Source organism: Pseudomonas sp. B12(2026) (assembly GCF_057767015.1).
In genome coordinates this window covers 5233031-5259826 of sequence record NZ_CM173430.1, presented here as the reverse complement: position 1 = coordinate 5259826, position 26796 = coordinate 5233031, and the positions used below count along the sequence as shown (strand labels likewise).

The window sequence follows — 26796 nt, the reverse complement described above, 5'->3', positions numbered from 1 at the left end:
GCGTCGCCCTGGCGGCGCGCGTGCGGTTCCCCTGGGAGAGGCTGCGCCACGGCCCCGGTTGCTTTCCGATCACCCACGGCGAGCCCGGTCCGGATCATTCCGCCCAGCTCGCCGCGTTGCCGGCGGCGTCGCTGCCTGGCGGCGGCCATTGCCCGCTGCGCGTGAGCAACGCCAGCCCGTTCGGTTCCGTACCATGAAGTTTCTGTTATCCGCCCTGGTGTTCGGTTTGCTGCTGTGCGGCTGCCAGGGGACCGATCGCCACGAGCAGATCGCCCACGACCAGGCATTCTTTCGCCAGCACCCGATGCAGCCGCTGCAGGTGAGCGCCCCTGGGGGAAGTTTCATCCTGCCGTTGCTGCCGGATACCCAGTTCTACGCCGAGAACAACCGCCGCGAACTTCGCCTGTTCCGCAGCGAAGAACGCTTCGCGGGGCTGCCCTACGAACCGGCGCTGGCCTTTTTCGCGCAGACTTCGTGGCTGGCGAGGAATGCCGAGGCGCTGCAGGTGCCGATGGTGGTGCATCTGGGCGACGTGGTGCAGAACTCCGCCAGCCTCGGCCAGTGGCAGGTCGCCAGCGGCGCGATGCGGGTGCTGGAGGAGGGCGGCGTGCCCTACAGCATCATGAGCGGCGACCGGGATATCCGCGGCGCCACCACGCCCGACGACCAGCGCTCGTTCCGCGATCGCTTCAAGGATCATTTCGGCCCGCAGCGCGCGGCCTGGCAGAGCACCTACGGCGGCAGCGACCCGCTCGGCCTGAGCCAGTACCACCTGTTCCGCAAGTACGGCCAGTCCTTCCTCCTGCTGGCGCTCGACTGGAGTCCGTCGAAGGCGACGCTGGCCTGGGCGCAGCAGGTCATCGATGCGCATCCGCACGTGCCGGTGATCCTCGCGTCGCACAACATCCTCTATCGCAAGGCGGGTGAGGCGCCGCAGCTTTCCCACGAGGGCAGCGACAGCGGCCCGCTGCTCTGGGAGCAGCTGATCCGCCGCAACGACCAGATCTTCCTGACCCTCAGCGGACACGTCGAAGGCTCGGCCCATGCGCGGATGCTCAACGACCAGGGGCACAGCGTGGACATGGTGATGGTGGACTTCCAGGATGAGTACCTGGGCGGCAACGGTCTGCTGCAGCTGCTGGAGCTGGACCTGCGGCACAACCGCATCGACGCGCTGTCGCTGTCGCCCTGGGTGCTGTGGAAGCGGCAGTTCTATCCGCGGGCGTTCAGGGACTGTGCCTCGGAGCAGGACCTGCGCTGCGATCAGTTGCTGCCGGCGCCGTCGGCGGGCTGGGACAACCGCTTCCGTATCGATCTCGATTTCCGCGCGCGCTTCGCCGGCTTCCAGGGTTACTCCGCGCAGCTGCCGGACGCCGCGGCGGAAGGGCCTTCGCTGCTGCAGCAGGTCCAGGCGCAGCTCGAATCAACCGCGCGGGCGCAGCAGGCGGCGCAGCGCGATGCCGCCAAGGGCAACGCCCAGGCAGGGTATCCAGACCCAGCGCGCCTCTGACAGCAGCACCTGCGCACCGCGCGGGCCGAGGAAGCGCGACAGGCCGATGGGCGAGACCTCGATGGGGTGCAGGGGCAGGAAGTAGCGCTGCCCGCTCCACGGCCAGAACCAGGCCACGCCCAGCCCGCCGTCGGTCATGGCGTCGAGCAGGCTGTGCGACGCGGTCGCCAGGCCGATCCACAGGCCGGCCTTCAGCGGGCCGCAGCCGAGCGGGCGGCAAGCGGCGGCACCGAGCGCACCGGCCAGGGCGGCGAACAGCAGCGAGTGGCTGAAGCCGCGATGCCCCAGCGCATCCCCGTAGGCGATACCGAACCTGAAGGCGATGACGTCGAGATCGGGCAGGCAGGCGGCGAGCATGCCGGCCAGCAGCAGGCGCGGCGGGATCACCCGTGAGCCGAGCGCCAGGCCGACGGCCAGCGCCGGCAGCGGATGGGTGATCAGGGTGGTCATGGAGTCCGCTCCATGAGGGGCCTCGCGGCCCCGGCATCAGCTGGTGCGCAGGGCGCGCATGCGCGAGAGCTGGCGCTCCAGCATGGAGGGGTAGGGTTCCTTCAGCCATTCCACGCAGCTGGCGTTTTCCGGGCTGGCGATGGGGCGGATGCGCGCCCGTTCGCGGACTTTCTCGTCGTCGCCGATGGATTTCTCCACCAGCAGCAGGTTGCGGCTGTGCTGGCTGAGCGCGAGGGCGTCCTGCGCCGCCGATTCCTGCAGCAGTTCGGCCTGTTCGAGATCGGCGACGTCTTCGCCCAGGGTCAGGCCCAGCTGCAGTTGCAGGGTGATGCCGCTGTCGGCCACTTCGATCTGCAGGGCATGGCCCAGCGCGCGCATCAGCTCGCCGCAGCACAGGGCGTTGGTGAGGAATTCCTCGTCGTGGTCGCGGCTGTGGAAGAGGATCAGGCTGCCGCCGTCGTTGAGGGTGTACAGCGTGCCCTTGTACAGGCGCGCGGCCTGTTCCAGGCAGTCGCGGTAGCGCTGCAGCAGGTCGACCAGGCGCGGGCGCGGCAGGCGGCGCAGCTGTTCCTGGGCGCCGAGCTGAACGGCCAGGACGGCGCTGGTGCCGCTGGACAGCGGTTCCGGTTCGGGCTCGATCTCGGGCGCTTCGTCCTCGATGGCCGGCTCTTGGGCGAGGTCCTCGAAGCCTTCCTCGGGGAAATCCTCGTCGCTCTCGTCGCCGTGACGGGCGGCGGGGGCCGGCAGTTCGTCCTCGGAGAAGATGTTCTCGTCGAACTCGTGCTCGTCAGCGCTGCCGGCCTTGTCCGGAGCCGGCGCTTTCGGGCGCGGGGCGGGCGCGGCGACCACCGGCTCGGGCGCCGGCGGTTTTTCCGGCACCAGGCGCGCTTGCAGCTGGCGGGCGAGGTCGCCGATCTCGTTCTGCAGGCCGGCGCCCGGTGCGGGATCGTCCGGATCGCGCAGCCAGACACGCAGCTGTAACAGCGGTGTGGAAATCTGCCGGCCCAGGCGCAGGCCGAAGGTCAGGGTGAGCAGCAGCAGGATCAGGCTGATCAGCCCCATGCTCTGCAGGCTGACGGTCATCGGCTGCTCGAACTGGCGCATGTTCAGGCTGATGCGCAGGTGCCCGGCGATCACTTCCTGGAAGGTGATCGGCGTGGAATACAGCCCCTCGGTGTCGCCCAGCAGGCCCTGCTTGGGCCGGGTGCCGGCTTCGGCGAGGATGCGGTTGTCCACGCTGTAGATCGCCGCGTGGGCCACCAGCGGGTTCTTGGTCAGGTTGTTGAGCAGCACGTTGAGGCTGAGGATGTCGTTGGACACCAGCAGCTCGGTGGCGGACTGCGCCGTCTGGGTGGTCAGGCTCTGGCCCAGGGCGTCGGCCTGCTGCTGCATGGCCTGCTTGAACTGCATGCCCATGACCCAGGCGTAGATCACCAGCGCGGCAGCCACCAACAGCAGGGTGTGGATGGCGATCCGCAAGGCGATCGGCACGCGGCGCTGACGCAGGGCGTGGAAGAGCAGCAGGAAGAAATTGTCGGGCTTGACGGAGGTGGGCCGGGTCACAGCGGGCTCGGTCTTCAGTAGGGCAGATGCGGGGCAGTATAACGAGCCCCCTCCGGAGGGGCAAAGCGCCGCAGGGCCTGTCAATACGACGGAAGCCGGAACGGCGGGGGCGAACGCCCGTCATTCCGATCGGCGGCGCTGCCCGCCAACCGGGCGAGCGCTCCGGAAAGAAGGTAGAATACCGGCCTTTTTTACACGGCGGAGACAGCGCCTTGCGCGAAATCGTCCTGATCAACATCACCGGGGAAGACCGCCCCGGTCTCACCGCGGCCATCACCGGCGTGCTGGCCCAGGGTGGCGTGAACATCCTCGACATCGGCCAGGCGGTGATCCACGACACCCTGTCGTTCGGCATCCTGGTCGAGATTCCGGATACCGAGCAGGCCTCCTCGGTGCTCAAGGACGTGCTGTTCACGGCCTACAAGCTCGACCAGCAGGTGCGTTTCACGCCGGTTTCGGAAGATGACTACCGGCAGTGGGTCGGCGGCCAGGGCAAGCCGCGCCACATCGTGACCCTGCTGACCCGGCGGGTGACCGCCGAGCAGCTGCAGCGGGTCAGCTCGATCACCGCCAAGTACGGCCTGAACATCGACCAGATCGACCGCCTGTCCGGGCGCATGGGGCTGGATGTGCCGGCGGACCAGGGCAAGGGCTGCATCGAGTTCTCGGTGCGCGGCGAGCCGGCCGATCCGGCGGCGCTACGCACGGAGTTCCTCAGCGTGGCCCAGGAGCTGAACGTCGACATCGCCTTCCAGCAGGACTCGGTGTTCCGCCGCAACCGCCGCCTGGCGGTGTTCGACATGGACTCCACGCTGATCGAGGCCGAGGTCATCGACGAACTGGCCAAGGCTGCCGGCGTCGGCGACCAGGTTTCCGAGATCACCGAGCGGGCGATGCGCGGCGAGCTGGATTTCCGCGCCAGCTTCAAGGAGCGCCTGGCGCTGCTCAAGGGGTTGTCCGAGGAGGTGCTGGAAGAGATCGGCGCCTCGCTGCGCCTGACCGAGGGCGCCGAAACGCTGTTCGCCGAGCTCAAGCGCCTGGGCTACAAGACCGCCATCCTCTCCGGCGGCTTCAACTATTTCGCCAGGCAGTTGCAGGTGCGCCTGGGCATCGATTACGTGTTCGCCAACGAGCTGCAGATCGTCGACGGCAAGCTGACCGGCGTGGCCATCGAGCCGATCGTCGACGCCCAGCGCAAGGCCGACCTGCTGCGTGAGCTGGCGGCGAAGGAAGGCCTGCAGCTGGAGCAGACCATCGCCGTGGGCGACGGCGCCAACGACCTGCCGATGCTCGGCCTGGCCGGCCTGGGCGTGGCCTTCCGCGCCAAGCCGCTGGTCAAGCAGTCGGCCAAGCAGGCGATCTCCACCCTGGGGCTGGACGGCATCCTCTACCTGCTCGGCTTCCGCGACCGCGAAGGCGCCGATGGGCGCTGAACCGCGCCGGAAACGAAAAAGCCGCCCGATGGGCGGCTTTTTCGTTTCACTCCGGTCCTGTGAGCAGCGGCGGGGTGGTTTCTCGTAGGAGCGAGCTTGCTCGCGAACATCCCCGCTGCGGGGGCAGAGCCCGCGAGCAAGCTCGCTCCTGCAGGATCACTCCTCCGAGGCGAAGTCGTAGTCCATCGCCTGGCTGGGTCCTTGTAGGTAGTGGCCCTGGATGTAGTTGGCGCCGGCCTGCCAGAGGGTCGCCAGGGCGCTGGCGCTTTCCACCATCGGCACTATGGTCAGCTTGGCCTGGGCGTGCAGGCTGGCCATCAGGGTCTTCAGGGTTTCCTGGTTCTCCGCCTTGTTCAGGTCCTGCACGTAGGAGCCGTCGACCTTCACGAAGTCGACGCTCATGTGCTTGAGCGTATTGAACGGGTTGAGCGCGCAGCCGAACTGGCACAGGGCGACCTGGCAGTGCAGCTCGGTGAGCCCCAGGCTGAGCGCCTTCGCCTGCTTCAGGTAGCTGATCGCGTCCGGCTCGCTGATCTGGATGATCAGCGCGTCCGCCGGCAGGCGCGAGGCCTTCAGCGCCACGCTCAGCCAGGGCAGCAGCTCGGCGTCCTGCAGGCTGGAGCTGGAGAGGTGCACGAACAGCTTGGTCTCGTGCCCCTTGGCGCGGTGCTCGGACAGCAGCTTGATGGAGTTGAGCAGGACCCAGCGGTCGATCTTCTCGGCCAGGCCGCCCGCCTTGGCGGCGGCGAGGAAGTCCGCCGGCGGTACTTCCTGGCCCTGCGGATTGAGCAGGCGCAGCAGCACCTCGTAGTGCTCGTGGGTGTCGCCGCGCAGGCTGATGATCGGCTGGAACAGCAGGCGGAAGCTGTTCTGCTCCAGGGCCTGGCGGATGATCGCCAGGGTGTCGCCACGGTTCGCCGCGGCGGCCAGTTCATCGGCCGGGTCGTAGAGCTTCAGGCCGTTGCCGTCGCTCTGCGCGATCTCGTCGGCGCTGCGGTGGGCGCGCTCGATGACGTCCTGCGCGCGGGTGGTCTTTTCGTCCAGCCCGGCGACGCCGACGGACAGGGTGACCTGCGCCGTGCGGCCGTGGATGTCGAACAGGTGGCCTTCGATCTTCTTCAGCAGGCTGGCGAACAGCGGCCGGGTCTGGTCGGGCTGGAGCCCCGGCAGCAGCACGGCGAACACGTCGTCGCTGAAGCGGGCCAGCTGGGCTTGCTGCGGGAAGTGGGCGCGCAGCAGGTTGCCGAGGTCGGCGAGCAGCAGGTCGATGCTGGCGACGCCGAGGTTCAGCTGCAGCGTCTGGGCGCGGTCGAGCAGCATGTAGGCGAAGCTGGCCGGCTGGCTGGCGGTCACCGCGCGTTCCACGGCGCCGTCCATCAGGTCGAGGAAGTGGCCGCGGTTGTACAGGCCGGTGACCAGGTCCTGGCTGCTGACCTCGCGCAGTTTTTCCTCGAGCTGGGCGTTGTCGGTCTCGGCGCGGATCACCACCTGGATGCACGGCTCGCCGTCGTAGGTGGCCGGCGAGAAGGACATGCGCGCGCTGAAGTCCTGGCCGTCCACCTTGATCCCGCTGCAGGTCAGCTCGGCGTTGTCCTCGGTGGTCTGGTAGCCCTTGAGGAAGTCCTTGAAGGTCGCCTGGTCGCTGCCGGCGATCAGGTCGATCATCGGCATGCCTTCCAGTTCTTCCGCGTCGTCGTAGCCGAACAGGTCGACGTAGGCGCGGTTGGCGTAGATGTGCATGCCGTCATGCACGTAGGTGATGGCGTCCACCGAGCTGTCCAGCAGCAGCTGGCAGCGTTTTTCCGTTTCGCGCAGGGCGACTTCGGCGGCGCGGCGGGCGCGGCGCTCCTCGAGGTTGGCCAGTTCGCGATTGGCGACCAGGATCAGGCGCTCGTCCTCGCCTTGCGGCAGGGCGTCCTGGGCGCCCAGGGCGAGGGCCTCGGTCACCGCGTCGGAGTCGTTGCCGGCGATCAGCTGGATGAACGGGATGTCCTTGGCCTGGCGGCGGATGCTGCTCAGGGCGTCGCTGGGCGCCATGGCGCCGCTGTCCGGGGCTGCGATCAGCAGGTCCCAGCCCTGCGGGAGGACTTCCAGGAGGTCTTCGCTGGAGGTGATGCGGTGGACGCGGGTCGCGCGGCCGGCATTGCGGAACAGGCTGACCAGGCGCTCGGCTTCGTTTTGTGAGTCTTCCAGGATCAGCAGGCGGACGGTTTTCTTTTCATTGGCCATGGGCGAGGCTGCTTATACCGCACTGGACGGCAGCAAATAGGCGATGAATGGAGATTTTTCCGAATCTACAGTGACTTCCAGAGTGAGTCAAAGTCTTCCTCCCCGCCGCCGGCGCGGCCGCCCGATGCTGTGATCGGCTTATCGTTCATTGCCGCGATGGGCTCCTGTGCCCGGTATTCGAACTGGGTGAAGCTGCCGGTCGCGGTAACCCTGCGGGTGAGGGTGGCGCGGCGTTCCTCGCCGTGCAGGTTGATCTGCACGCGATTGCCCTCCTGGAACGGCAGGCGCGGGGTGATCACCGTGGCCGGCCGCGAGATCGCGGAGATTTCCGGCAGCAGCAGGGCGCGCAGGTAGTGGCTGCCTTGTTCGGTCTTGCGCAGCAGTTGCAGGCCGCAGGGCTGGGCGAGCGGTGCGACCAGCTCGATGCCCATCTGCGTGCCGCCGCCGCGGACCTGGCGGATCCAGCGCACCACGGCGATGCTCCAGCCCTGCTCCGGGGTGTCCTGGATGCCCAGCAGCTCGCCGGCCTGCAACTGGTTGGGAATCTCCTTCGGCCATGTCAGGCAGTAGCCGCCCGGGCTGTGGTTGACGATGGGCAGGGTGAAGACCGGATAGTCGTCGCGGGGCGCCTCGGCCGCGGGGTGCTTGCCGTCGGTGGGCGTGATGGGGGTGTACTCGATTTCCTCCAGCGACATGCCGGGTTGCCAGTCCTTGACCTGTCGCGCGTCGAAGGCGTTGGACCAGGCGTCCTGGCCATCGGCCTTGAACACCGGGGTCTGGACCTGCGACTGGATCTTGAGCACGTCGGCGAAGTTCTGCCGGCCGGCGAGGAAATAGTGCAGGGCGCTCATGCCGATGCAGACGATGAGCTGGCCATGGCCGGGGGTGCGCTGGAAGGTCCGCTCGGCGATGTCGCCCCAGGCGGCGGCGAGGTGCTGCAGGAGGTCGACGGAAATGCCTTCGGGCACCTTCAGCCGCGCCTGGGCGCGGTTTTCCGGGAGCAACAGCAGGTATTCCTTGATCAGGTCGACCAGGGCGTGCGGATCGATCCCCAGCCCGCCGGGCAGGTCGCCCTCCTTGAACAGGGTGCGGTAGCGCGGCGCGCCGTCCACCTGGGGAACGACGACGAACAGGGTCGAGGGCGCGTCGGCCGGCTGGATGTGTATCTCCGCGCTCCAGCCTTCCAGCGCTTCCGCCAGGCGGGCGATGTTGTGCTGGCGCATCTGGTTGCAGCGCGCCGAGCCGAGCATCAGCGCCACCAGGTAGGCGTGCTCGATGCTCAGGCCCTGGGCGTCGCGGGCCAGGGCGTCGCGGATCTGCAGGTGCTGCAGGTCGTGCTGGCGCGCCAGCTGGTACAACTGGTGGAGTTCCAGCCAGAGCCCTTCCGGCACCGGGCAATAGAGTTGCGAGGAGCGGACCAGCGGCCCGCACAGGGCGCGGATGGCGCGCTGGATGGCGGCCGCCAGCAGCTGCGTGCGTTCGCGGGTGACGCGGGAGGCCTCGCGCACGACGATCAGCTTGTAGCCGATGGCCAGGTGGTTCTGCAGGGCCTGGCAGAGGTTGGCGACCTTGCGCGGGCGCTCGTCGAGGACGATGGACTGGTTGAGGAAGTGGCGCTCCAGGTGCTGGCAGACGAACTGGACTTCCGGGCGGAACAGTTCCAGCAGGTGCAGGCGCGTCTCCGCCGGGAGCTTCAACTGGTTCAGCTCGATCAGCCCCTGGTAGAGCTGGCGGGCGGTCTCGCCCAGGTTGGCCTTGGGCAGGTGGTCCAGCCAGTATTTCAGCTCGCGCGCGCTGGCGTTGCAGAAGCTCAGGCTCTCGTGCGTCGGGGTGGGGACACGCAGAAACTGCTGGGGACTGTTGTCCATGGCGGGATAGGGTTCTCCACATTCTGGGCCGTTTGGTGGACCGGCCGGTCGTCACGCTCGGCTTTTGGCGAACTCTAGCAGCATCCGTCGCGCACCGCAGCCCATCGCTGGGTGGGTGCGCCGACGGGTCACGGCAGGGGCGTTTCGCCCCTGATCTGGCGTTGCAGGGCGTCGCTGGCGGAGGCATGTGGGGTGACGCGCAGCCAGCCGTCGCCCTGGGGGATCACCGCGTGGGCGGCCCATTCGACCAGGTCCTGGCGGCGGCAGGCGCCGGTGTTGCCCTTGCCGGCGCCGGCGACCACCTTGTAGACCAGCTGGTCCTGGCGCGCGCGCTTGCCGGGGTGGTCGTCGATCACCTGGCGCACCGCCCAGGCGTTGCCGCTCAGTGCATTGCTGTAGCAGGCGCCGAGGAGGATGTCGTCGGGGCCGAGGCGCTGCGCCTGGGCGTGCTCCTGGGCCAGCTGGAGGATCTTCAGCAGGTCGTCGAACTGCACGTCGATGAACGAATCCATCTTGCGCAGCGCGTGGTAGAGGTCTTCCGGCGCGGGTCCCGCCGGCAGCCGCGGCGTCGCCGGCAGGCGCGCCAGCGGCGCGGGGTAGCGGCGCCAGGCGAACATGCCGTTGAAGAGCACGGCCACGGCGAGGATCAGCACCACGTTGAGCAGCACCGGGCTGAGCACGTAGTGGAAGCCCAGCGCGGTGATCGCCGGCCCGCCGGAAACCGCCGCCAGTGCGGTGGCGCCGCCCGGGGGATGGATGCAGCGGGCGTAGTGCATGACCAGGATCGCCGTGCCGACCGCCAGCGCCGGGGTGAAGGCCTGGTCGGGGAAGAGTTTCTGGCAGGCCACCCCGACCGTGGCCGACAGCAGCTGGCCGCCGAGCACCGCCCAGGGCTGCGACAGCGCGCCGTGGGGCACGGCGAACAGCAGCACGGCGCTGGCGCCCATGGAGGCGACGACCCAGATGGCCGCTTCGCTGGGCAATACCCAGTGGGTGACGGCGTAGATGGCGGCGATGCCGCACAGCGCTCCGCAGGCGGAGAGCCACTTTTCCAGATGGCTGGTGGCGTTGGCCCGCCAGCCCATGAGGTGCAGGAAGGATTTCATGACGAGGGACGACAAGGCAGCAAGGCGAACAGCATGGCGGGCGGCTCATTGGCCGCCCGCCTTATAAAGCGGGCGTCAGCCCTGGCGCGCGCCACCCAGGCGCTGGCCCATGCGGACCGGGCTGGTGGCCGCGAGGTTCTCGGCCCAGCTGACCTGCTGCGGCCCGAACAGCACGATGGCGGTGGAGCCCAGCTTGAAGCGGCCCAGCTCGGCGCCTTTCTCCAGGTGGATCGGCGCGCGCGCGGCTTCGTCGTAGGCGAAGGTCTTCAGCTCGCGCTTGGGCGGCGTGACCAGGCCGGCCCAGACAGTCTCGATGGAGGCGACGATCATCGCGCCGACCAGCACCACGGCCATCGGCCCGCGCTCGGTGTCGAAGATGCACACCGCGCGCTCGTTGCGGGCGAAGAGTTCCGGCACCTGCTCGGCGGTCAGCTGGTTCACCGAGAACAGCCGGCCCGGCACGTAGACCATCTCGCGCAGGGTGCCGGCCAGCGGCATGTGCACGCGGTGGTAGTCCTTGGGCGACAGGTAGACGGTGGCGAACTCGCCGCCCATGAAGGGCGCGGCGCGCTCGGCGTCGCCGCCCAGCAGTTCCATCAGGCTGTAGCTGTGGCCCTTGGCCTGGAACACGCGGCCGTGCTCGATCGGACCGAGCTGGCTGATGGCGCCGTCGGCGGGGCTGAGCACGCTGTCGGCGGCCTCGTCCAGCGGGCGGGCGCCGTCCTTCAGGGCGCGGGTGAAGAAGGCGTTGAAGTGCTCGTAGGCGCGCAGGTCCTCGACCTGGGCTTCGCGCATGTCCACTCGGTAGCGCCGGGCGAACCAGGGGATCAGGCGGTCCTTGAACCAGGGCGCGCGGCATTCGGCGGCGCAGCCGATCAGGCGCGACAGCAGGTGATGCGGCAGCAGGTACTGGCCGAGGATGAACAGACGATCTTTGAACGACATTCCTTAAACCTCTACAGGGGTGTCGGGGTGGTTGCCCCATTCCGACCAGGAACCGGCGTAGCCCTTGACCCGCGGATAGCCGAGGGACTTGGCCACCAGGTAGGTGAAGCCGGAGCGGTGGTGGGTCTGGCAGTGGGTGATCACTTCCTTGTCCGGGGTGATGCCCAGGCTCTGGAGAATCTGCGGCATATCGGTGCGGATGCGCAGCGCGCGGGCCGGGTCCATGCCGGCGGTCCATTCGAAGTTGACCGCGCCGGGAACGTGCCCGCCCTTGGCGGCGAGGACTTTCTGGCCGCTGTATTCGCTGGGGTTGCGGGCGTCCCAGACGACCATGTCGGCGGCGCCCAGGCGGCTTTGCAGGTATTCGCGGGTCGCGGTGGGTTCGTCGTGCAGGGTCAGCGGCAGCGGGCCGCCGGCCGCTGGCGGAACCTCCCGGCTCAGCGGCAGGCCGTCGGCGAGCCAGGCGTGCAGGCCGCCATCGACGTAGTGGTAGCGCGGGTGGCCGATCACATCCAGCAGCCAGATGAAGCGGCCGGCCCAGCCGCCGCCTTCGTCGTCGTAGACCACGTAGACGGCATCGGGGTTGTGGCCCAGTTCGCCGAACAGCGCTTCGAGGTCGGCCTTGGCTGGCAGCAGGCCGGGCGCCGGCGTGCCGCCCAGCTGGGTGCGCGCCGGGGCGACGAAGCGGGCGCCGGGGATGTGGCCTTCGGCGTAGCGCGCGGCGCTGGTCAGGTCGACCAGGATCAGTTCGGCGGCGTCGAGGCGGCTGGCGAGGTCGGCCGGTTCGATCACCAGGGGCAGTGCGGAGAAGGCGGACATGTCGGAGTCTCCCGGTACGGCGGACGGTCCGCCGTGATGATGGAGGCGGCGTGAGCTGGCGGCCCTGGGCTGCCCGTTGCGGGGCGCTAGTCTAAAGGGCCGCCAGTGTACCGGAAATCCCGGCGATCGCCGCGTGGCTCAGGACGCGCCGCGGGACATCTGCCGGACCGCCTGTTCGATGCACTGCGCGGTGCGGCCGAAGGCCTGGGCGTGCAGGTCGCCCAGCGGCTGGCCGTTGCGGTCGGCGGCCAGCAGCATGACCACCCGGTTGCCGTTGCCCAGCGAGCGCAGCAGCAGGTGCTCGCTGGGCAGCAGCGCCTTCAGCGCGCCGGGCAGCACGGCGGAAAACTCGGCCATGTTCGTCGGGCTCAGGCGCAGCAGCGCCGGTTGCTGCATCAGCTTGCGCAGCAGCGCGCTGGCCGCGACTTCCAGCTTCAGCTGGTCGGCCTGCGCCGGCAGGCCGAAGTGGCGGCGGGTCTGCAGCCACGCCTGGCCGCGATCGGCGAGGAGGATCAGACCGCGCTGCAGGCCGCCGGCCTGGAGGGCGGCGCTGGCGGTGTCGAGCAACTGCACGGCGTTGCCGAACGGCGAGGGATTCTGCAGCAGGCGCGCGCAGTGCTGGCGCCATTCGGCGAGGGTGTCCGGCGGGGCGGCGGACGCCGGGGCGCTGAGCCAGCGCTGGCTGTCCCAGGGCCAGAGCAGCGCTTGCGCCGGGTGCCAGAGCAGCGGGCGGGCGTGGCGCCGGGCGCTTTGCGCGGCGAGGCCGTGGACCTGCTGCTGCAGTTCGGCCAGCGGCATCTGCAGGTAGAGCGCGGTGAGGCGCTGCCAGCGCAGCATGTGCGGCCCGCCCCAGGACTGGTGGGCGGCCATCGCCAGGCTGTTGGCCAGCAGGATGGTGTTGGCCGGGCGGGTCAGCCAGCGGGCCAGTTCCGGGTCGGCGTCCAGGCGCTGCTGCTGGCCCAGCGGCTCGGGCTCGGCATGCGCCACGTGCAGGGCGCGCACCAGCAGGCGGCGGTCATCGCTGAGCAGGGTGAAGCCCTGGCCGATCCATTCGGGCAGCCGCCAGCGCTCGGCCAGCGCGTGGCACAGCGGCAGCAGGCGCATGCCGAGCAGCTCCCGCTCGACTTCGGCGCTGCAGCGTCCCTGTCCATAGACCTGGCGCTGCCAGGTTTCCAGCAGCTCCGGCCGCGCGGTGGCCAGTGCCCAGAGCGGCGCGAGGGTGAACAGGCTGCCCCAGTGGATTTCCTGCCAGAGGCGCGCCAGGCGGTTGGCGAACAGCCCGCTGGCCTGCTGCATGGCGTGGCGGCTGATCAGCAGGAGCTGGCTGAGGGCGCGCGGCATCTGCGCCTCGGGCAGGCTCGGCAGCTGGTCGAGCAGCTGGGTGACACGCGCCAGGCCCAGGCGGTTGAGGGCGGCTTCCAGGCTTTCCGCCGGATTGTCGCGGGCGCTCTCGGCGCGGTTGGCCTCGCGCAGGATGGCCAGGGCCAGGGTCGGGCAGTCCTGCAGGAGGTCGGAAATGTCGCGGATCGAGCGACGGCTGTCGCCCAGTGCGCGGCGAATCTGCTCGCGTTGCTCCTGGGGGATGGGCAAAGGCAGCTCTTCCAGCAGGGAGAGCCAGTCTGCGAGACGCTCTGGGTTGGGCACGGGATTGGACATGCGTGAGGCGCCGAACTGGTTTTTAGTGTTTTCGGCCTATAGTCTTGCCCGAAATTTCCGATAACAACAGGGAGGCAGGAAAAGTGCCTCCCTTTCTGTTCACAGCTTCAGTCCGGTCCCCATGTCAAAAATCATCGGCATCATCGTCATCCTGGGCAGCGTGCTCGGCGGGTACATGCTCTCTGGCGGCAAGATCGCGGCCATCATCCAGCCGTTCGAACTGCTGATCATCGGTGGTGCGGCGCTGGGCGCCTTCCTCCAGGCGAACCCGGGCAGCACGCTCATGACGGTGCTGAAGAAAGCGCCGAAGATGTTCAGCAACCGCTTCACCCACGTCTTCTACCTGGAAGTGCTGGGCATGCTCTACGAGATGCTCAACAAGAGCCGCCGCGAGGGCATGATGGCGATCGAGGCGGACATCGAGGACCCGGGCGCCAGTCCGATCTTCAGCAAGTACCCGGCGGTGCTCAAGGACGAACGCATGACCGCGTACATCTGCGATTACCTGCGCATCATGTCCTCCGGCAACATGGCGCCCCACGAGCTGGAGGGGCTGTTCGACATGGAGCTGGGCAGCCTCAAGGAAGACCTGGAGCATCCCGCCCACGCGGTGACCCGCGTGGCCGACGGCCTGCCGGGCTTCGGTATCGTCGCCGCGGTGCTCGGCATCGTGATCACCATGGCGCTGCTCGGCCAGGGCAGCCAGGCGGACATCGGCCACCACGTGGCGGCGGCGCTGGTGGGGACCTTCCTCGGTATCCTCGCCGCCTACGGTTTCGTCGGCCCGCTGTCCAACGCCCTGGAGCACGACGCCAAGGAAGAATTGAACCTCTACGAGGCCATCAAGGCCTGCCTGGTGGCCTCCGCCTCGGGCATGCCGCCGTCGCTGGCCGTGGAGTTCGGCCGCAAGGTGCTGTTGCCGGCGCATCGCCCGAGCTTTGCCGAGCTTGAGCAGGCGGTTCGCGGGCGCTGAAGCATGGATAACAACCAGCCGATCATCGTCAAGCGCGTCAAGCGCTATGCCGCCGGCCACCACGGCGGTTCGTGGAAGATCGCCTTCGCCGACTTCGCCACCGCCATGATGGCGTTCTTCCTCGTGCTCTGGCTGCTGTCCTCGGCCACGCCGGAGCAGAAGAAGGCCATCTCCGGCTACTTCCAGGACCCGATCGGCTTCACCGAAAGCGCCAGCCCCTATGTGATCGACCTGGGCGGCACGCCGACGCCGGCGCCGGACAAGACCCTGAATCCACAGATCCAGGCGCAGCCCGAGGCGGACGAAACCCGCGACAGCCCGCAGGACGATGCCAAGGTCAACGCCGAACAGGCGGAGAACCTCGCCGAGAAGATCGAGCACGAGCGCCTGGAACTGTTGCTGCAGGAGCTGCAGAACAAGGTCGACGAGAACCCCACGCTCAAGCGCTTCAAGGACCAGATCCTGTTCGAGATCACCCAGGACGGCCTGCGCATCCAGATCGTCGACTCGGAGAACCGGCCGATGTTCGACCTGGGCAGCGCGCGCCTGCAGCCGTATTTCGAGGACATCCTGCTGGCGCTGGCGGAGACCATCAAACAGGTGCCGAACAAGATCAGCATCAGCGGCCACACCGACGCCAAGCCCTACGCCGGCAATGGTGGCTTCGGCAACTGGGAGCTCTCGGCGAACCGCGCCAACGCCGCGCGGCGCACGCTGGAGGCCGGCGGTTATCCGGAGGACCAGATCGCCCGCGTGGTCGGTTACGCCTCCTCGGCGCTGTTCGACCGTGACAAGCCGCTGAACCCGGTGAACCGCCGCATCGACATCATCGTCCTGACCAGGAAGGCGCAGCGTGCCATCGAAGGCCAGGACAGCGGCGCCACCCCGCCCGCCGACGGCGCCGCTGCACCGGCAACCGCCGCGCCGGCCGCCGCCAGTGGCGCGCCGGCCGCTGGCCAGGGAGAGCCGCTGCCGCCGGCGCAGCTCAAGCAGAAGCTCAACCTGTTCGACGACGGCGGCACGCTGAAGCTCGACGAGCTGAACAAGCAGCAGTGAGAAACGAGAAGGCCAGCTGGAAAGCTGGCCTTTTTCGTTGCGCTATCTGTGTCGTGAGCATGGCGGGGCGGGCTTTCGTAGGAGCGGACCTTGTCCGCGATCCGGCCGAAAGGCCGGCGATCTGGCTTCAACGGATGTCCCGGCTTCGCCGGGATTTCGCGGAGAAGCTCCGCTCCTACAGGCGGGTGCAGGCATAGGGCGGCGGATAACGCCCGAGGCGTTATCCGCCCTGCGAGCGTGTCTAGTAGTCGTCTTCCGGCAGGCTGGCGAGGATGTGCCGGTAGCTGGCCATCCGCTGCGGCGAGACACGCCCCTCATCCAATGCCTTGAGCAGCGCGCAGCCCGGCTCGCGGTCGTGCTTGCAGTCGCGGAAGCGGCAGTGGCCGAGCAGGTCGTGGAACTCGATGAAGCCGGCCTCGACATCGTCGCGGCTCACATGGCCGAGGCCGAACTCGCGGATGCCGGGGGAGTCGATCAGGTCGCCACCGGCCGGGAAGTGGAACAGCCGCGCGGTGGTGGTGGTGTGGGTGCCCTTGCCGGTGACTTCCGAGAGGTCGCCGACGCGGGTGTCGACGCCCGGCAGCAGCGCGTTGACCAGCGACGACTTGCCCACCCCGGACTGCCCGACGAACACGCTGACGTGCTCGTTCAGCGCGGCGCGCAGGGCGTCCATCGCCAGGCCGTTGAAGGCCGAGACCTCCAGCAGCGGATAGCCCAGTTCGCGGTAGGTGCCCAGCAGCGCATCGATGAAGGCGGCGTTTTCCTCGTCGATCAGGTCGGCCTTGTTCAGCAGCAGCAGCGGCTTGATGCCGGCGTGCTCGGCGGCCACCAGGTAGCGGTCGATCAGGTTGGCGTGGGGTTCCGGGCGCGGCGCGAAGACGATCACGATGCGGTCGACGTTGGCCGCCACCGGCTTGAGCACGCCGCGCATGTCCGGGCGGCACAGCTCGGAGGTGCGCGGCAGCTGCGCGACGATCACGCCGATGCCCTGGTTGCCGGGGCGCCAGACCACCTGGTCGCCGGTCACCAGCGGCGGCAGGTTGGCGCGCAGGTGGCAGCGGAACACTTCGCCGGCGTGCTCGCCCTCCTGCGCCTCGACTTCCACCTGCACCCCGAAGTGGGCGATCACCTGGCCGGTCTGCTCCGCTCCGAGGTCGCCGCCTTCCAGTTCCTCCAGGGCGCGCGACTCGCGCTTGGCCGCGCGGGCGGCACGTTCTTCCTGGATCTTTTCGATGCGCCAGCTCTGCCGGCGGGTGAGGTGACGCTTGGCCATAGGGTGTCCACAGGGAAAATCGCGCCGGAGTTTAGCATGCGCGCGCCCGCTTCCCGCTAAACTACAGGGCTGAGCTGAGGAGCCCCATCATGCAGAACCCACAGAACCTGATCTGGATCGACCTGGAAATGACCGGTCTGGACCCGGACAAGGACGTCATCATCGAGATGGCGACCATCGTCACCGACAGCAACCTCAACATCCTCGAGGAAGGCCCGGTGATCGCGGTGCACCAGAGCGAAGAGTTGCTCGCCGGCATGGACGAGTGGAACACCCGTCAGCACGGCCAGTCCGGCCTGACCCAGCGCGTGCGCGAAAGCACCATCTCCGCCGCCGAGGCCGAAGCCATGACCCTGGCCTTCCTGGAGAAATGGGTGCCCAAGCGCAGCTCGCCGATCTGCGGCAACAGCATCTGCCAGGACCGCCGCTTCCTCTATCGGCACATGCCGAAGCTGGAAGGCTACTTCCACTACCGCAACCTGGACGTCTCCACCCTCAAGGAGCTGGCCGCGCGCTGGGCCCCGGCGGTGCGTGACGGCTTCAAGAAGGGCAACACCCACCTGGCGCTGGACGACATCCGCGAGTCCATCGCCGAGCTGCGCTATTACCGCGAGCATTTCATCAAGGTGTAAGCCCGGCATCCCTCGCCGGGGCGGGCGCAATCGCGCCCGCGTTCGGGGGGCGTCAGGCGCCGTGCCGGCGTAGCGCCCACTCCACATGCTCGCGCACCAGTTCCGAGGGGAACTCGCGCCGCGCCTTCAGCGCCTCGATCACCGGGATGGTGGAGGGCGCATTGCCCAGGCCCACGGCCAGGTTCCGCAGCCAGCGCTCGTAGCCGGCGCGCCGCAACGGCGAGCCTTCGGTGCGGTTGAGGAATTCCTCCTCCGACCACAGGAACAACTCCGCCAGCGCGGCATTGTCCAGGCTGTGGCGGGGCTGGAAGTCGCCCTGGTCGGTGGCGCGGGCAAAACGGTTCCACGGGCAGACCATCTGGCAGTCGTCGCAGCCGAACACGCGGTTGCCGATCAGCGGGCGCAGGTCCTCGGGGATCGCGCCCTTCAGCTCGATGGTCAGGTAGGAGATGCAGCGCCGTGCATCCAGCACGTAGGGCGCGACAAACGCCGCCGTCGGGCAGATGTCCAGGCAGGCCGAGCAGCGTCCGCAGTGTTCCGTGCCGTGGGGCGGGTCGACCGGCAGCGGCAGGTCGGTGAACAGTTCGCCGAGGAAGAAGTAGCTGCCGGCCTTGCGGTTGAGCGCCAAGGTGTTCTTGCCGATCCAGCCGAGGCCCGACTGCTCGGCGATGGCCTTCTCCAGCACCGGCGCGCTGTCGACGAAGGCGCGGAAGCCGAACGCGCCGACGCGCTGCTGGATGCGCTCGGCCAGTTGCTGCAGGCGCTTGCGGATCAGCTTGTGGTAGTCGCGGCCCAGGGCGTAGCGCGATACATAGGCCTTTTCCGGATTGCCCAGCACCTGCGCCATGCGCGTGTCGCCGGGCAGGTAGTCCATGCGCAGCGAGATCACCCGCAGCGTGCCGGGCACCAGTTCGTCCGGCCGCCAGCGCTTGCTGCCGTGGGCGCCCATGTAGTCCATCTCGCCGTGGTAGCCCGCCTCCAGCCAGCGCTGCAGGTGCTCGCCGTGCTCCTCCAGGTCGAGCCCGGCGATGCCGACCTGCTGGAAGCCGAGTTCGCGCCCCCAGTCCTTGATGGCGTGGGCAAGTTCGTCATAGTCGAGCGTCGAATCATTCATGGGGGCGGGAAAGCAGAGTCCGGGTAGGTATAATTCTGCCAGACCTTGCCGGCGCCGGCCTGCCTGCGTGCCAAGGCGACACCTCTGCCGCCCGGAAAAGCGATGACTGCCCATCCCCACGACGATCTGCCCCTGAATCTGTACAGCGCGCAACAGGTGCGCGATATCGACGCGCGCCTGATCGCCGCCGGCACCCCCGGCTTCGAGCTGATGCGCCGCGCCGCCCACGCCGCCTGGCGCGCCCTGCGCCGACGCTGGCCGGACGCGGGGGAGATCAGCGTGCTGGCCGGCCACGGCAACAATGCCGGCGACGGCTACCTGATCGCCGTCCTGGCCCTGCGCGCCGGCTGGCGCGTGCGGGTGCTGGCGGTGGGCGATACCTCGCGGCTGTCCGGCGACGCGGCGGCCGCCCACGGCGAAGCGCGGGCGGCGGGCGTGACGATCGAAGGCTGGAGCGACAGTGCGCAACTGCGCGGCGTGCTGGTCGACGCCCTGCTCGGCACCGGCCTCGGGGGCGAGGTGCGCGAGCCCTACGCCTCGGCCATCGCCGCGCTCAACGCCAGCGGCCTGCCGGTGCTGGCGGTGGACATCCCCTCCGGGCTCAGCGCGGACACCGGCCAGGTGCTGGGCTGCGCCGTGCGCGCCAATCTCACCGTGACCTTCATCGGCCTCAAGCTGGGGCTGTTCACCGCGAGCGGGCCGGACCAGTGCGGCGAGCTGGTGTTCGACGCCCTGGACGCCGACCCGGCGCTGCTGCCCGGGGACTGTCTGGCGCGGCGGCTGGCGCCGGCCAGCCTTGCTCGCCTGCCGTCGCGTTCGAAGGCGGCGCACAAGGGCCTGTTCGGCCATGCGCTGGTGATCGGCGGCGACAGCGGCATGGGCGGCGCGGTCCTGCTGGCCGCGGAAAGCGCGCTGCGCTGCGGCGCCGGCCTGGTATCGCTGGCGACCCGCGCGCCGCACGTCGCCAGCGCGCTGGCCCGTTGCCCGGAGCTGATGGCGCGGGGCGTCTCCTCGTCCGCCGAACTGCTGCGCCTGGCCGAGCGCGCCAGTGTGCTGGTGGTCGGCCCGGGTGTCGGCCGCGACGCCTGGGGGCGCGTGCTGGTGAGCGCGGCGGCGAGCCTGGAACGAATCCAGGTCTGGGACGCCGATGCGCTCAACCTGCTGGCGGATGGCCTGGTCGCGCGTCCGTCCGGCGCCTGGGTGATGACCCCGCATCCGGCCGAGGCAGCGCGGCTGCTCGGCCTCTCCACTGCCGAGGTTCAGGCCGACCGGCCGCAGGCGGCCCACGCGCTGGCGCAGCGTTACCAGGCGGTGGTGGTGCTCAAGGGCGTCGGCAGCCTGGTGGCGGCGCCCGACGGCCGGCTGGTGCTGTGCGGCCACGGCCATCCGGCCATGGCCGGCGCGGGGCTGGGCGATGTGCTTTCTGGGGTTCTCGGCGCGCTGCTGGCGCAGGGGCTGCCCGGTTTCGACGCGGCCTGCCTGGCGGTCTGGCTGCACGCCCGCGCCGGCGAGTCGCTCGGCCCGCGCGGCCGGGGGCTGGCGGCCGGCGATCTGATTCCGGTCATTCGCCAATTGCTCGAGGAACACAGCCCATGCCTGAACTGAATCTGTTCGCCGAGGGCGAAGAGGCCATGTATGACCTCGGGCGGAAGATCGCCGCGGCGACCGGCGGGCGTGGCGTCATCTACCTGCACGGAGATCTGGGGGCGGGCAAGACCACGCTGTCGCGCGGCATCCTGCGGGGGCTGGGGCACGGCGGCGCGGTGAAAAGCCCGACCTTCACCCTGGTGGAGCCCTACGAGATCGGCCCGGTGCGCGCCTTCCACTTCGACCTGTACCGCCTGGCCGACCCGGAGGAGCTGGAGTTCCTCGGCATCCGCGACTACTTCGAGGGCGATGCCCTGTGCCTGATCGAATGGGCCGAACGGGGCACGGGTGTTTTGCCAAAGGCCGACATGGACATTACCATTAGTCCCCATGCGGGCGGACGCATGCTGCGCCTGACACCGCAGGGTACGCAGGGCGAAGCCTGGTGTGCCGCCCTGGCCACGGGAGCATGAGAAAAAACATGGGTTGGGGGTTGCGCCTGCGGGCGCTGTTCACGGGGATGACTGTTTTGCTGGCAATGATTGCCGGCGAGGCTTCTGCCGCCACGCAAATCAAGAGTGTCCGCATCTGGCGGGCGCCGGACAACACCCGGCTGGTGTTCGATCTGTCCGGTCCGGTGCAGCACAGCCTGTTCACGCTCAGCGCGCCCAACCGCGTCGTCGTCGACATCAATGGCGCGCAGATGGCCGCCGCGCTGGACAAGCTCAAGCTCGGCAACACGCCGATCACCTCCGTGCGCGCCGCCCAGCGCTCGCCCACCGACCTGCGCCTGGTGCTCGACCTGAAGGGCCAGGTCACGCCCAAGAGCTTCGTGCTGGCGCCGAACCAGCAGTACGGCAACCGCCTGGTCGTCGACCTGTACGACCAGGGCGCCGATATCGCGCCGGACGTCCCGGCCACGCCAACCCCGAACGTACCCGCAACGCCGGTGGCCCCGAGCCAGCCGGTGGCGAAGCTGCCGGCACCCAGCGGCGGCAAGCGCGACATCGTGATCGCCATCGACGCCGGCCACGGCGGCGAAGACCCGGGCGCCCTCGGGCCGAATGGCCTGCACGAAAAGAACATCACCCTGGCCATCGCCCGCGAGCTGCAGCGCCAGATCAACCAGATGAAGGGCTTCCGCGCCGAACTGACGCGCACCGGCGACTATTTCATCCCGCTGCGCGGGCGCACCGCCATCGCGCGCAAGAAGGGCGCCGACCTGTTCGTCTCCATCCACGCCGACGCCGCGCCCAGCAGCAGCGCCTTCGGCGCCTCGGTGTTCGCCCTCTCCGACCGCGGGGCGACCTCCGAGACCGCGCGCTGGCTGGCCGACAGCGAAAACCGTTCCGACCTGATCGGTGGCGATGGCGGTGTGAACCTGGACGACAAGGACAAGATGCTCGCCGGCGTGCTGCTCGACCTGTCGATGACCGCCACCATGTCCTCCAGCCTCGACGTCGGCCACAAGGTGCTGACCAACGTCGGCCGGGTGACCTCGCTGCACAAGCGGCGCGTGGAACAGGCCGGCTTCATGGTGCTGAAGTCCCCGGACATCCCGTCGATCCTGGTGGAAACCGGCTTCATCTCCAATCCGAGCGAATCGAAGAAACTCGCCAGTTCCTCGCACCAGCAGTCACTGGCGCGTTCCATCGCCGGCGGCGTGCGCCAGTACTTCGTGCAGACGCCGCCACCGGGCACCTACATCGCCTCGCTGCGCGACGGCGGCCAGCTGCCCAGCGGCCCGCGCGAGCACGTGGTGGGCGCCGGCGAGAGCCTGGGCATGATCGCCAGCCGCTACGACGTGAGCACCGCCTCCATCCGCAGCGCCAACGACCTCAAGAGCGACACCCTGAAGGTCGGCCAGGTGTTGAAGATCCCGGGCACCGCCCTGGCGTCCCAGCAATGAGCGAGTCGAACCGTATCCAGCTGCTGACACCGCGGCTGGCCAACCAGATCGCCGCCGGCGAGGTGGTCGAGCGTCCCGCCTCGGTCATCAAGGAACTGCTGGAAAACTGCCTGGACGCCGGCGCCAGGCGCATCGACGTAGAAGTCGAGCAGGGCGGCGTGAAGCTGCTGCGCGTGCGCGACGACGGCGGCGGCATCCCGGCCGATGACCTGCCGCTGGCCCTGGCGCGTCACGCCACCAGCAAGATCCGTGAACTGGAAGATCTGGAGCGGGTGATGAGCCTGGGCTTCCGCGGCGAAGCGCTGGCCTCGATCAGCTCCGTCTCGCGCCTGACCCTGACCTCGCGCACCGCCGATGCCGACCAGGCCTGGCAGGTGGAGACCGAGGGCCGCGACATGCAGCCCCGCGTGCAGCCGGCGGCCCATCCGGTGGGCACCAGCGTCGAGGTGCGCGACCTGTTCTTCAATACCCCGGCGCGGCGCAAGTTCCTGCGCGCCGAGAAAACCGAATTCGATCACCTGCAGGAAGTCATCAAGCGCCTGGCCCTGGCGCGCTTCGACGTGGCTTTCCACCTGCGCCACAACGGCAAGACCATCCTTTCTCTGCACGAAGCGAAGGACGAGGCGTCCCGCGCCCGCCGTGTCGGCGCCGTGTGCAGCCCCGGCTTCCTCGAACAGGCCATGCCCATCGAAGTGGAGCGCAACGGCCTGCACCTGTGGGGCTGGGTCGGCCTGCCGACCTTCTCCCGCAGCCAGCCGGACCTGCAGTACTTCTATGTGAACGGCCGCATGGTGCGCGACAAGCTGGTCGCCCACGCGGTGCGCCAGGCCTATCGCGACGTGCTGTACAACGGCCGTCATCCGACCTTCGTGCTGTTCTTCGAGGTCGATCCGGCGGTGGTGGACGTCAACGTCCACCCGACCAAGCACGAGGTGCGCTTCCGCGACAGCCGCATGGTCCACGACTTCCTCTACGGCACCCTGCACCGGGCGCTGGCCGAGGTGCGTCCGGACGACCAGCTGGCGCCGCCGGGCGCCACCACCCTGAGCGTGCCGCGCCCCACCGGCTCTGCCGCCGGGGAGTTCGGACCGCAGGGCGAGATGCGCCTGTCGGAAACCGTGCTGGAGGCGCCGGCCGCCGCGCGTGCCTGGCAACCCAGTCCGTCCTCGGGTGGCTCCGGCGGTTCAGGTGGCGGTGGGTACAGCTATCCACAGGCACGCTCGGAGATTCCGCCGATCCAGGAGGCCCAGGGCGCCTACAAGGCCTACTTTGCACCGCTGCCCGATCAGGCGCCGCAGGCGCTGCCGGAAAGCAGCCAGGACGTGCCGCCGCTGGGCTATGCGCTGGCGCAGCTCAAGGGCATCTACATCCTCGCCGAGAACGCCCATGGGCTGGTGCTGGTGGACATGCACGCCGCCCACGAGCGCATCACCTACGAGCGCCTGAAGACCGCCATGGCCAGCGAAGGCCTGCGCGGCCAGCCGCTGCTGGTGCCGGAATCCATCGCCGTCAGCGAGCGCGAGGCGGATTGCGCCGAGGAGCACTCGGGGTGGTTCTCCAGGCTCGGCTTCGAGCTGCAGCGGCTCGGCCCGGAAACCCTGGCGATCCGCCAGATTCCCGCGCTGCTCAAGCAGGCCGAGGCCACCCAGCTGGTACGCGACGTGCTCGCCGACCTGCTGGAGTACGGCACCAGCGACCGCATCCAGGCGCACCTCAACGAGCTGCTCGGCACCATGGCCTGCCACGGCGCCGTGCGCGCCAACCGCCGCCTGACCGTGCCGGAGATGAACGGCCTGCTGCGCGACATGGAAGTCACCGAGCGCAGCGGCCAGTGCAACCACGGCCGGCCGACCTGGACGCAACTGGGGCTCGACGAACTGGACAAGTTGTTCCTGCGCGGACGTTGAGTAAGCCAGGGTTAAGCTTTCTGCAGTAAACTGCGCGCCAAACGATTCAGCAGTGCGCAACAACGAGTCCCCGATGTCCTCCCTGCCTCCCGCGATTTTCCTCATGGGCCCCACCGCCGCCGGCAAGACCGACCTGGCGCTGGAGCTGGCGCGCCTGTTGCCGGTGGAGCTGGTCAGCGTGGATTCGGCGCTGATCTACCGCGGCATGGACATCGGCACCGCCAAGCCGTCGCGCGAGGTGCTGGCGGAGTTCCCGCACCGCCTGATCGACATCCGCGACCCCAGCGAAGCCTACTCGGCGGCGGAGTTCCGCGCCGATGCCCTGGCGGCGATGGCCGAGATCACCGCTGCCGGACGCATTCCGCTGCTGGTCGGCGGCACCATGTTGTATTTCAAGGCGTTGCTGGAGGGCCTGGCCGACATGCCCGGCGCCGATCCGGTGGTGCGTGCCGAGCTGGAAGCCTGGGCCGCGGCCGAAGGCTGGGGCGCCCTGCATGCGGAGCTGGCGCGCGTGGACCCGGAGTCGGCCGCACGCATCCACCCGAACGATCCGCAGAGGCTCACCCGGGCGCTGGAGGTCTATCGCGTGAGCGGTATGTCGATGACTGCGCACCGCCAGCGCCAGGCGAGTGAAAGTGCGGGTTTCGGCGCGCGATTGCCGTATACTGTCGCCCATCTGGCGATTGCGCCTCTGCAGCGTCAGGTACTGCACGCGCGTATCGCGCAACGTTTTGACCAGATGCTGGAACAGGGCTTCATCGCCGAGGTCGAACGCCTCCGCGCAAGAGGTGATTTGCACGTGGGGCTGCCGTCCATTAGAGCGGTGGGCTACCGGCAGGTATGGGATTACCTCGAGGGCAAACTGACCTACGCTGAGATGGTGGAGCGCGGCGTCATCGCCACGCGGCAACTGGCCAAGCGCCAGTTCACCTGGCTGCGCAGCTGGAGCCATCTACACTGGTTGGACAGTCAGGCAAGCGACAATTTGCCGCGTGCCTTGAAATACCTTGAGGCGGTCTCCATATAGGCTCGAGACCTTAATTCTGGCCGTCTATCCTTGGGGTTCAGGACGGCGTTAAGCCAATTCGACTACTTACTAAATCAGTTATTTACCCTTACAAGGAGTGCGGCATATGTCAAAAGGGCATTCGCTACAAGACCCTTACCTCAATACCCTGCGCAAAGAACGCGTCCCGGTTTCCATCTACCTGGTCAACGGCATCAAGCTGCAGGGCCAGATCGAATCCTTCGACCAGTTCGTGATTCTGCTGAAGAACACTGTCAGCCAGATGGTCTACAAACACGCCATCTCCACTGTCGTTCCCAGTCGTCCGGTGCGTCTGCCCAGCGGTGATCAGCCGGCCGAGCCGGGCAACGTTTGACGGGAGTCCGCCTTGTTCTTTGAGCGCCCGGGTGGTGGGGAACGGGCCATTCTGGTCCATCTGGAAGGTCAGGACCCCGAGGCGCGCGAAGACCCGCAGGAGTTCCAGGAGCTGGCACGCTCGGCGGGCGCGGAATCCGTAGCCTTCATCAGCATTTCGCGCCACCAGCCCTCAGCCAAGTACCTGATCGGCAGCGGCAAGGTCGAAGAGTTGCACGACCTCGTCCATGCCGAGGAGGTCGAGCTGATCATCTTCAATCACACCCTCACTCCGAGTCAGGAGCGCAACCTCGAGCGCGCGCTCGAATGCCGTGTGCTCGACCGGACGGGGCTGATTCTGGATATCTTCGCCCAGCGCGCCCGCACCCATGAGGGCAAGCTGCAGGTCGAGCTCGCCCAGCTCGAGCACATGAGCACGCGCCTGGTGCGCGGCTGGACTCACCTCGAGCGGCAGAAGGGTGGTATCGGTCTGCGCGGCCCGGGTGAAACCCAGTTGGAAACCGACCGCCGCCTGCTGCGTGGGCGCATCCGCCAGATCAAGTCGCGCCTGGAGAAGGTCCGCAGCCAGCGCGAGCAGGCCCGGCGCGGCCGCCGGCGCGCGGAGATTCCCGCGGTGTCCCTGGTCGGCTACACCAACGCCGGCAAGTCCACGCTGTTCAACGCGCTGACCGCCTCCGAGGTCTACGCTGCCAATCAGCTGTTCGCCACCCTCGACCCGACGCTGCGCCGCCTGGAGCTGGACGACGTCGGTCCGGTCGTGCTGGCCGACACCGTGGGCTTCATTCGCCATCTGCCGCACAAGCTGGTCGAGGCGTTTCGGGCTACCTTGGAAGAGTCGAGCAATGCCGACCTGCTGCTGCACGTGATCGACTCCCACGAGCCGGAGCGCGATGCGCAGATCGAACAGGTGCTGGCGGTGCTGGAAGAAATCGGCGCCAATGAGCTGCCGTTGCTCGAGGTGTACAACAAGATCGACCTGCTGCCGGACATGGAGCCGTGGATTCAGCGCGACGAGCTTGGCAAGCCCGTCCGGGTCTGGCTGTCGGCGCGCGAGTCGCGCGGGTTGGAACTGCTGGAGCAGGCGATTGCCGAGTTGCTGGGAGAGGACCTGTTCGTGGGAACGCTCTGCCTGCCGCAACGCCTGGGGCGGCTGCGGGCGCAGTTCTTCGAGCTGGGTGCGGTACAGTCCGAGGGGCATGACGAGCAGGGGCGCGCCGTGTTGCAGGTTCGCCTGCCGCGTGTCGAGTTGAATCGTCTGGTCAGCCGAGAGGGCTGGCAGCCGGCGGAGTTCATTGCGCAACACACTTTGCAATAAAGCCCGGAACACTGCTTTTGGCAGTGGCGGGGGCATTCGGTAGCATGGGTGGGCGCGCCGTGGGCGCGTT

At 68.6% G+C, this 26796-nt stretch carries 22 protein-coding genes; 12 read left to right on the top strand and 10 right to left on the bottom strand.

The annotated features are described in order from the left end of the window. Positions 1 to 193: 193 nt before the first annotated feature. A complete protein-coding gene (locus AC3B6A_RS24535) occupies positions 194 to 1510 on the top strand; it encodes a metallophosphoesterase family protein (protein ID WP_488399691.1) in 1317 nt (438 codons plus the stop codon). Here the strand turns inward: AC3B6A_RS24535 and AC3B6A_RS24530 are convergent. Further along, positions 1424 to 1960 carry a metal-dependent hydrolase gene (locus tag AC3B6A_RS24530; protein ID WP_488399690.1) on the bottom strand — a complete coding sequence of 179 codons (537 nt, stop codon included), beginning with the start codon at positions 1958 to 1960 and terminating at the stop codon, positions 1424 to 1426. The genes AC3B6A_RS24535 and AC3B6A_RS24530 overlap by 87 nt on opposite strands. Before the next feature lie 36 nt (positions 1961 to 1996). Further along, positions 1997 to 3523, bottom strand: a complete 1527-nt coding sequence (locus AC3B6A_RS24525; protein WP_488399689.1) for an AhpA/YtjB family protein — start codon at positions 3521 to 3523, stop codon at positions 1997 to 1999. A gap of 212 nt (positions 3524 to 3735) precedes the next feature. On the opposite strand from AC3B6A_RS24525, the gene serB reads away from it, so the two are divergent. Beyond that, entirely contained in the window at positions 3736 to 4956 is a 1221-nt protein-coding gene (gene serB, locus AC3B6A_RS24520; RefSeq protein WP_488399688.1) for a phosphoserine phosphatase SerB, read from the top strand. 156 nt (positions 4957 to 5112) lie between these two features. Here the strand turns inward: serB and AC3B6A_RS24515 are convergent, their stop codons facing one another. The 6 genes from AC3B6A_RS24515 to AC3B6A_RS24490 form a co-directional block, all read right to left on the bottom strand. After that, entirely contained in the window at positions 5113 to 7185 is a 2073-nt protein-coding gene (locus tag AC3B6A_RS24515) for an EAL domain-containing response regulator (RefSeq protein WP_488399687.1), read from the bottom strand. A 65-nt stretch (positions 7186 to 7250) separates the two neighbouring features. Further along, the gene (locus AC3B6A_RS24510) at positions 7251 to 9053 is read right to left on the bottom strand and encodes a cyclic-di-GMP receptor FimW-related protein (protein WP_488399686.1); all 1803 of its coding nucleotides are present in this window, start codon (positions 9051 to 9053) and stop codon (positions 7251 to 7253) included. A gap of 128 nt (positions 9054 to 9181) precedes the next feature. Continuing rightward, positions 9182 to 10159, bottom strand: coding sequence for an HPP family protein (locus tag AC3B6A_RS24505; protein WP_488399685.1), 978 nt, complete (start codon positions 10157 to 10159; stop codon positions 9182 to 9184). A gap of 75 nt (positions 10160 to 10234) precedes the next feature. After that, the gene (asd, locus tag AC3B6A_RS24500; RefSeq protein ID WP_488399684.1) at positions 10235 to 11104 is read right to left on the bottom strand and encodes an archaetidylserine decarboxylase; all 870 of its coding nucleotides are present in this window, start codon (positions 11102 to 11104) and stop codon (positions 10235 to 10237) included. A gap of 3 nt (positions 11105 to 11107) precedes the next feature. Continuing rightward, the gene (gene rhdA, locus AC3B6A_RS24495) at positions 11108 to 11923 is read right to left on the bottom strand and encodes a thiosulfate sulfurtransferase (RefSeq protein WP_488399683.1); all 816 of its coding nucleotides are present in this window, start codon (positions 11921 to 11923) and stop codon (positions 11108 to 11110) included. Positions 11924 to 12061: 138 nt separating this feature from the next. Continuing rightward, positions 12062 to 13579, bottom strand: a complete 1518-nt coding sequence (locus AC3B6A_RS24490; RefSeq protein ID WP_488399682.1) for an HDOD domain-containing protein — start codon at positions 13577 to 13579, stop codon at positions 12062 to 12064. Positions 13580 to 13700: 121 nt separating this feature from the next. On the opposite strand from AC3B6A_RS24490, the gene motA reads away from it, so the two are divergent. Next, complete coding sequence (gene motA / locus AC3B6A_RS24485; protein WP_488399681.1) at positions 13701 to 14552, top strand: flagellar motor stator protein MotA; 852 nt, start codon at positions 13701 to 13703, stop codon at positions 14550 to 14552. 3 nt (positions 14553 to 14555) lie between these two features. Further along, the gene (motB, locus tag AC3B6A_RS24480) at positions 14556 to 15608 is read left to right on the top strand and encodes a flagellar motor protein MotB (protein ID WP_488399680.1); all 1053 of its coding nucleotides are present in this window, start codon (positions 14556 to 14558) and stop codon (positions 15606 to 15608) included. A gap of 241 nt (positions 15609 to 15849) precedes the next feature. Here the strand turns inward: motB and rsgA are convergent, their stop codons facing one another. Continuing rightward, positions 15850 to 16881: a small ribosomal subunit biogenesis GTPase RsgA gene (gene rsgA / locus AC3B6A_RS24475; RefSeq protein WP_488399679.1), complete on the bottom strand. Its 1032-nt coding sequence runs from the start codon at positions 16879 to 16881 to the stop codon at positions 15850 to 15852. Between the two features lie 89 nt (positions 16882 to 16970). Between rsgA and orn the strand changes: the two genes are divergently transcribed. Continuing rightward, the gene (gene orn, locus AC3B6A_RS24470; RefSeq protein WP_488399677.1) at positions 16971 to 17513 is read left to right on the top strand and encodes an oligoribonuclease; all 543 of its coding nucleotides are present in this window, start codon (positions 16971 to 16973) and stop codon (positions 17511 to 17513) included. 52 nt (positions 17514 to 17565) lie between these two features. Here the strand turns inward: orn and queG are convergent, their stop codons facing one another. Further along, positions 17566 to 18627 carry a tRNA epoxyqueuosine(34) reductase QueG gene (gene queG, locus AC3B6A_RS24465; protein WP_488399676.1) on the bottom strand — a complete coding sequence of 354 codons (1062 nt, stop codon included), beginning with the start codon at positions 18625 to 18627 and terminating at the stop codon, positions 17566 to 17568. A 102-nt stretch (positions 18628 to 18729) separates the two neighbouring features. On the opposite strand from queG, the gene AC3B6A_RS24460 reads away from it, so the two are divergent. The 7 genes from AC3B6A_RS24460 to hflX all read left to right on the top strand — a co-directional run bounded on the left by AC3B6A_RS24460 (position 18730) and on the right by hflX (position 26726). Then, a complete protein-coding gene (locus tag AC3B6A_RS24460) occupies positions 18730 to 20232 on the top strand; it encodes an NAD(P)H-hydrate dehydratase (RefSeq protein WP_488399675.1) in 1503 nt (500 codons plus the stop codon). Continuing rightward, positions 20220 to 20687, top strand: a complete 468-nt coding sequence (gene tsaE / locus AC3B6A_RS24455; protein WP_488399674.1) for a tRNA (adenosine(37)-N6)-threonylcarbamoyltransferase complex ATPase subunit type 1 TsaE — start codon at positions 20220 to 20222, stop codon at positions 20685 to 20687. The genes AC3B6A_RS24460 and tsaE overlap by 13 nt, the downstream gene beginning before the upstream one ends. Before the next feature lie 8 nt (positions 20688 to 20695). After that, on the top strand, positions 20696 to 22123 hold the full coding sequence (gene amiB / locus AC3B6A_RS24450) for an N-acetylmuramoyl-L-alanine amidase AmiB (RefSeq protein WP_488399673.1): 1428 nt from the start codon (positions 20696 to 20698) through the stop codon (positions 22121 to 22123). After that, complete coding sequence (gene mutL, locus AC3B6A_RS24445; RefSeq protein WP_488399672.1) at positions 22120 to 24030, top strand: DNA mismatch repair endonuclease MutL; 1911 nt, start codon at positions 22120 to 22122, stop codon at positions 24028 to 24030. Before amiB ends, mutL begins: the two co-directional genes overlap by 4 nt. Before the next feature lie 73 nt (positions 24031 to 24103). Beyond that, complete coding sequence (gene miaA, locus AC3B6A_RS24440; RefSeq protein WP_488399671.1) at positions 24104 to 25057, top strand: tRNA (adenosine(37)-N6)-dimethylallyltransferase MiaA; 954 nt, start codon at positions 24104 to 24106, stop codon at positions 25055 to 25057. 106 nt (positions 25058 to 25163) lie between these two features. Next, positions 25164 to 25412, top strand: a complete 249-nt coding sequence (hfq, locus tag AC3B6A_RS24435) for an RNA chaperone Hfq (protein WP_015479145.1) — start codon at positions 25164 to 25166, stop codon at positions 25410 to 25412. A gap of 12 nt (positions 25413 to 25424) precedes the next feature. After that, a complete protein-coding gene (gene hflX, locus AC3B6A_RS24430; RefSeq protein ID WP_488399670.1) occupies positions 25425 to 26726 on the top strand; it encodes a ribosome rescue GTPase HflX in 1302 nt (433 codons plus the stop codon). Positions 26727 to 26796: the final 70 nt, after the last annotated feature.

Excerpts from the sequence above, each read along its gene's own strand:
- orn (WP_488399677.1), top strand. The coding sequence starts at position 16,971 with ATGCAGAACCCACAGAACCTGATCTGGATCGACCTGGAAATGACCGGT.
- motA (WP_488399681.1), top strand. The coding sequence starts at position 13,701 with ATGTCAAAAATCATCGGCATCATCGTCATCCTGGGCAGCGTGCTCGGC.
- AC3B6A_RS24535 (WP_488399691.1), top strand. The coding sequence starts at position 194 with ATGAAGTTTCTGTTATCCGCCCTGGTGTTCGGTTTGCTGCTGTGCGGC.
- AC3B6A_RS24515 (WP_488399687.1), bottom strand. The coding sequence starts at position 7,185 with ATGGCCAATGAAAAGAAAACCGTCCGCCTGCTGATCCTGGAAGACTCA.
- motB (WP_488399680.1), top strand. The coding sequence starts at position 14,556 with ATGGATAACAACCAGCCGATCATCGTCAAGCGCGTCAAGCGCTATGCC.
- AC3B6A_RS24490 (WP_488399682.1), bottom strand. The coding sequence starts at position 13,579 with ATGTCCAATCCCGTGCCCAACCCAGAGCGTCTCGCAGACTGGCTCTCC.
- miaA (WP_488399671.1), top strand. The coding sequence starts at position 24,104 with ATGTCCTCCCTGCCTCCCGCGATTTTCCTCATGGGCCCCACCGCCGCC.
- hfq (WP_015479145.1), top strand. The coding sequence starts at position 25,164 with ATGTCAAAAGGGCATTCGCTACAAGACCCTTACCTCAATACCCTGCGC.
- AC3B6A_RS24510 (WP_488399686.1), bottom strand. The coding sequence starts at position 9,053 with ATGGACAACAGTCCCCAGCAGTTTCTGCGTGTCCCCACCCCGACGCAC.
- rhdA (WP_488399683.1), bottom strand. The coding sequence starts at position 11,923 with ATGTCCGCCTTCTCCGCACTGCCCCTGGTGATCGAACCGGCCGACCTC.
- AC3B6A_RS24505 (WP_488399685.1), bottom strand. The coding sequence starts at position 10,159 with ATGAAATCCTTCCTGCACCTCATGGGCTGGCGGGCCAACGCCACCAGC.
- mutL (WP_488399672.1), top strand. The coding sequence starts at position 22,120 with ATGAGCGAGTCGAACCGTATCCAGCTGCTGACACCGCGGCTGGCCAAC.
- queG (WP_488399676.1), bottom strand. The coding sequence starts at position 18,627 with ATGAATGATTCGACGCTCGACTATGACGAACTTGCCCACGCCATCAAG.
- AC3B6A_RS24460 (WP_488399675.1), top strand. The coding sequence starts at position 18,730 with ATGACTGCCCATCCCCACGACGATCTGCCCCTGAATCTGTACAGCGCG.
- rsgA (WP_488399679.1), bottom strand. The coding sequence starts at position 16,881 with ATGGCCAAGCGTCACCTCACCCGCCGGCAGAGCTGGCGCATCGAAAAG.
- AC3B6A_RS24530 (WP_488399690.1), bottom strand. The coding sequence starts at position 1,960 with ATGACCACCCTGATCACCCATCCGCTGCCGGCGCTGGCCGTCGGCCTG.
- asd (WP_488399684.1), bottom strand. The coding sequence starts at position 11,104 with ATGTCGTTCAAAGATCGTCTGTTCATCCTCGGCCAGTACCTGCTGCCG.
- tsaE (WP_488399674.1), top strand. The coding sequence starts at position 20,220 with ATGCCTGAACTGAATCTGTTCGCCGAGGGCGAAGAGGCCATGTATGAC.
- amiB (WP_488399673.1), top strand. The coding sequence starts at position 20,696 with ATGGGTTGGGGGTTGCGCCTGCGGGCGCTGTTCACGGGGATGACTGTT.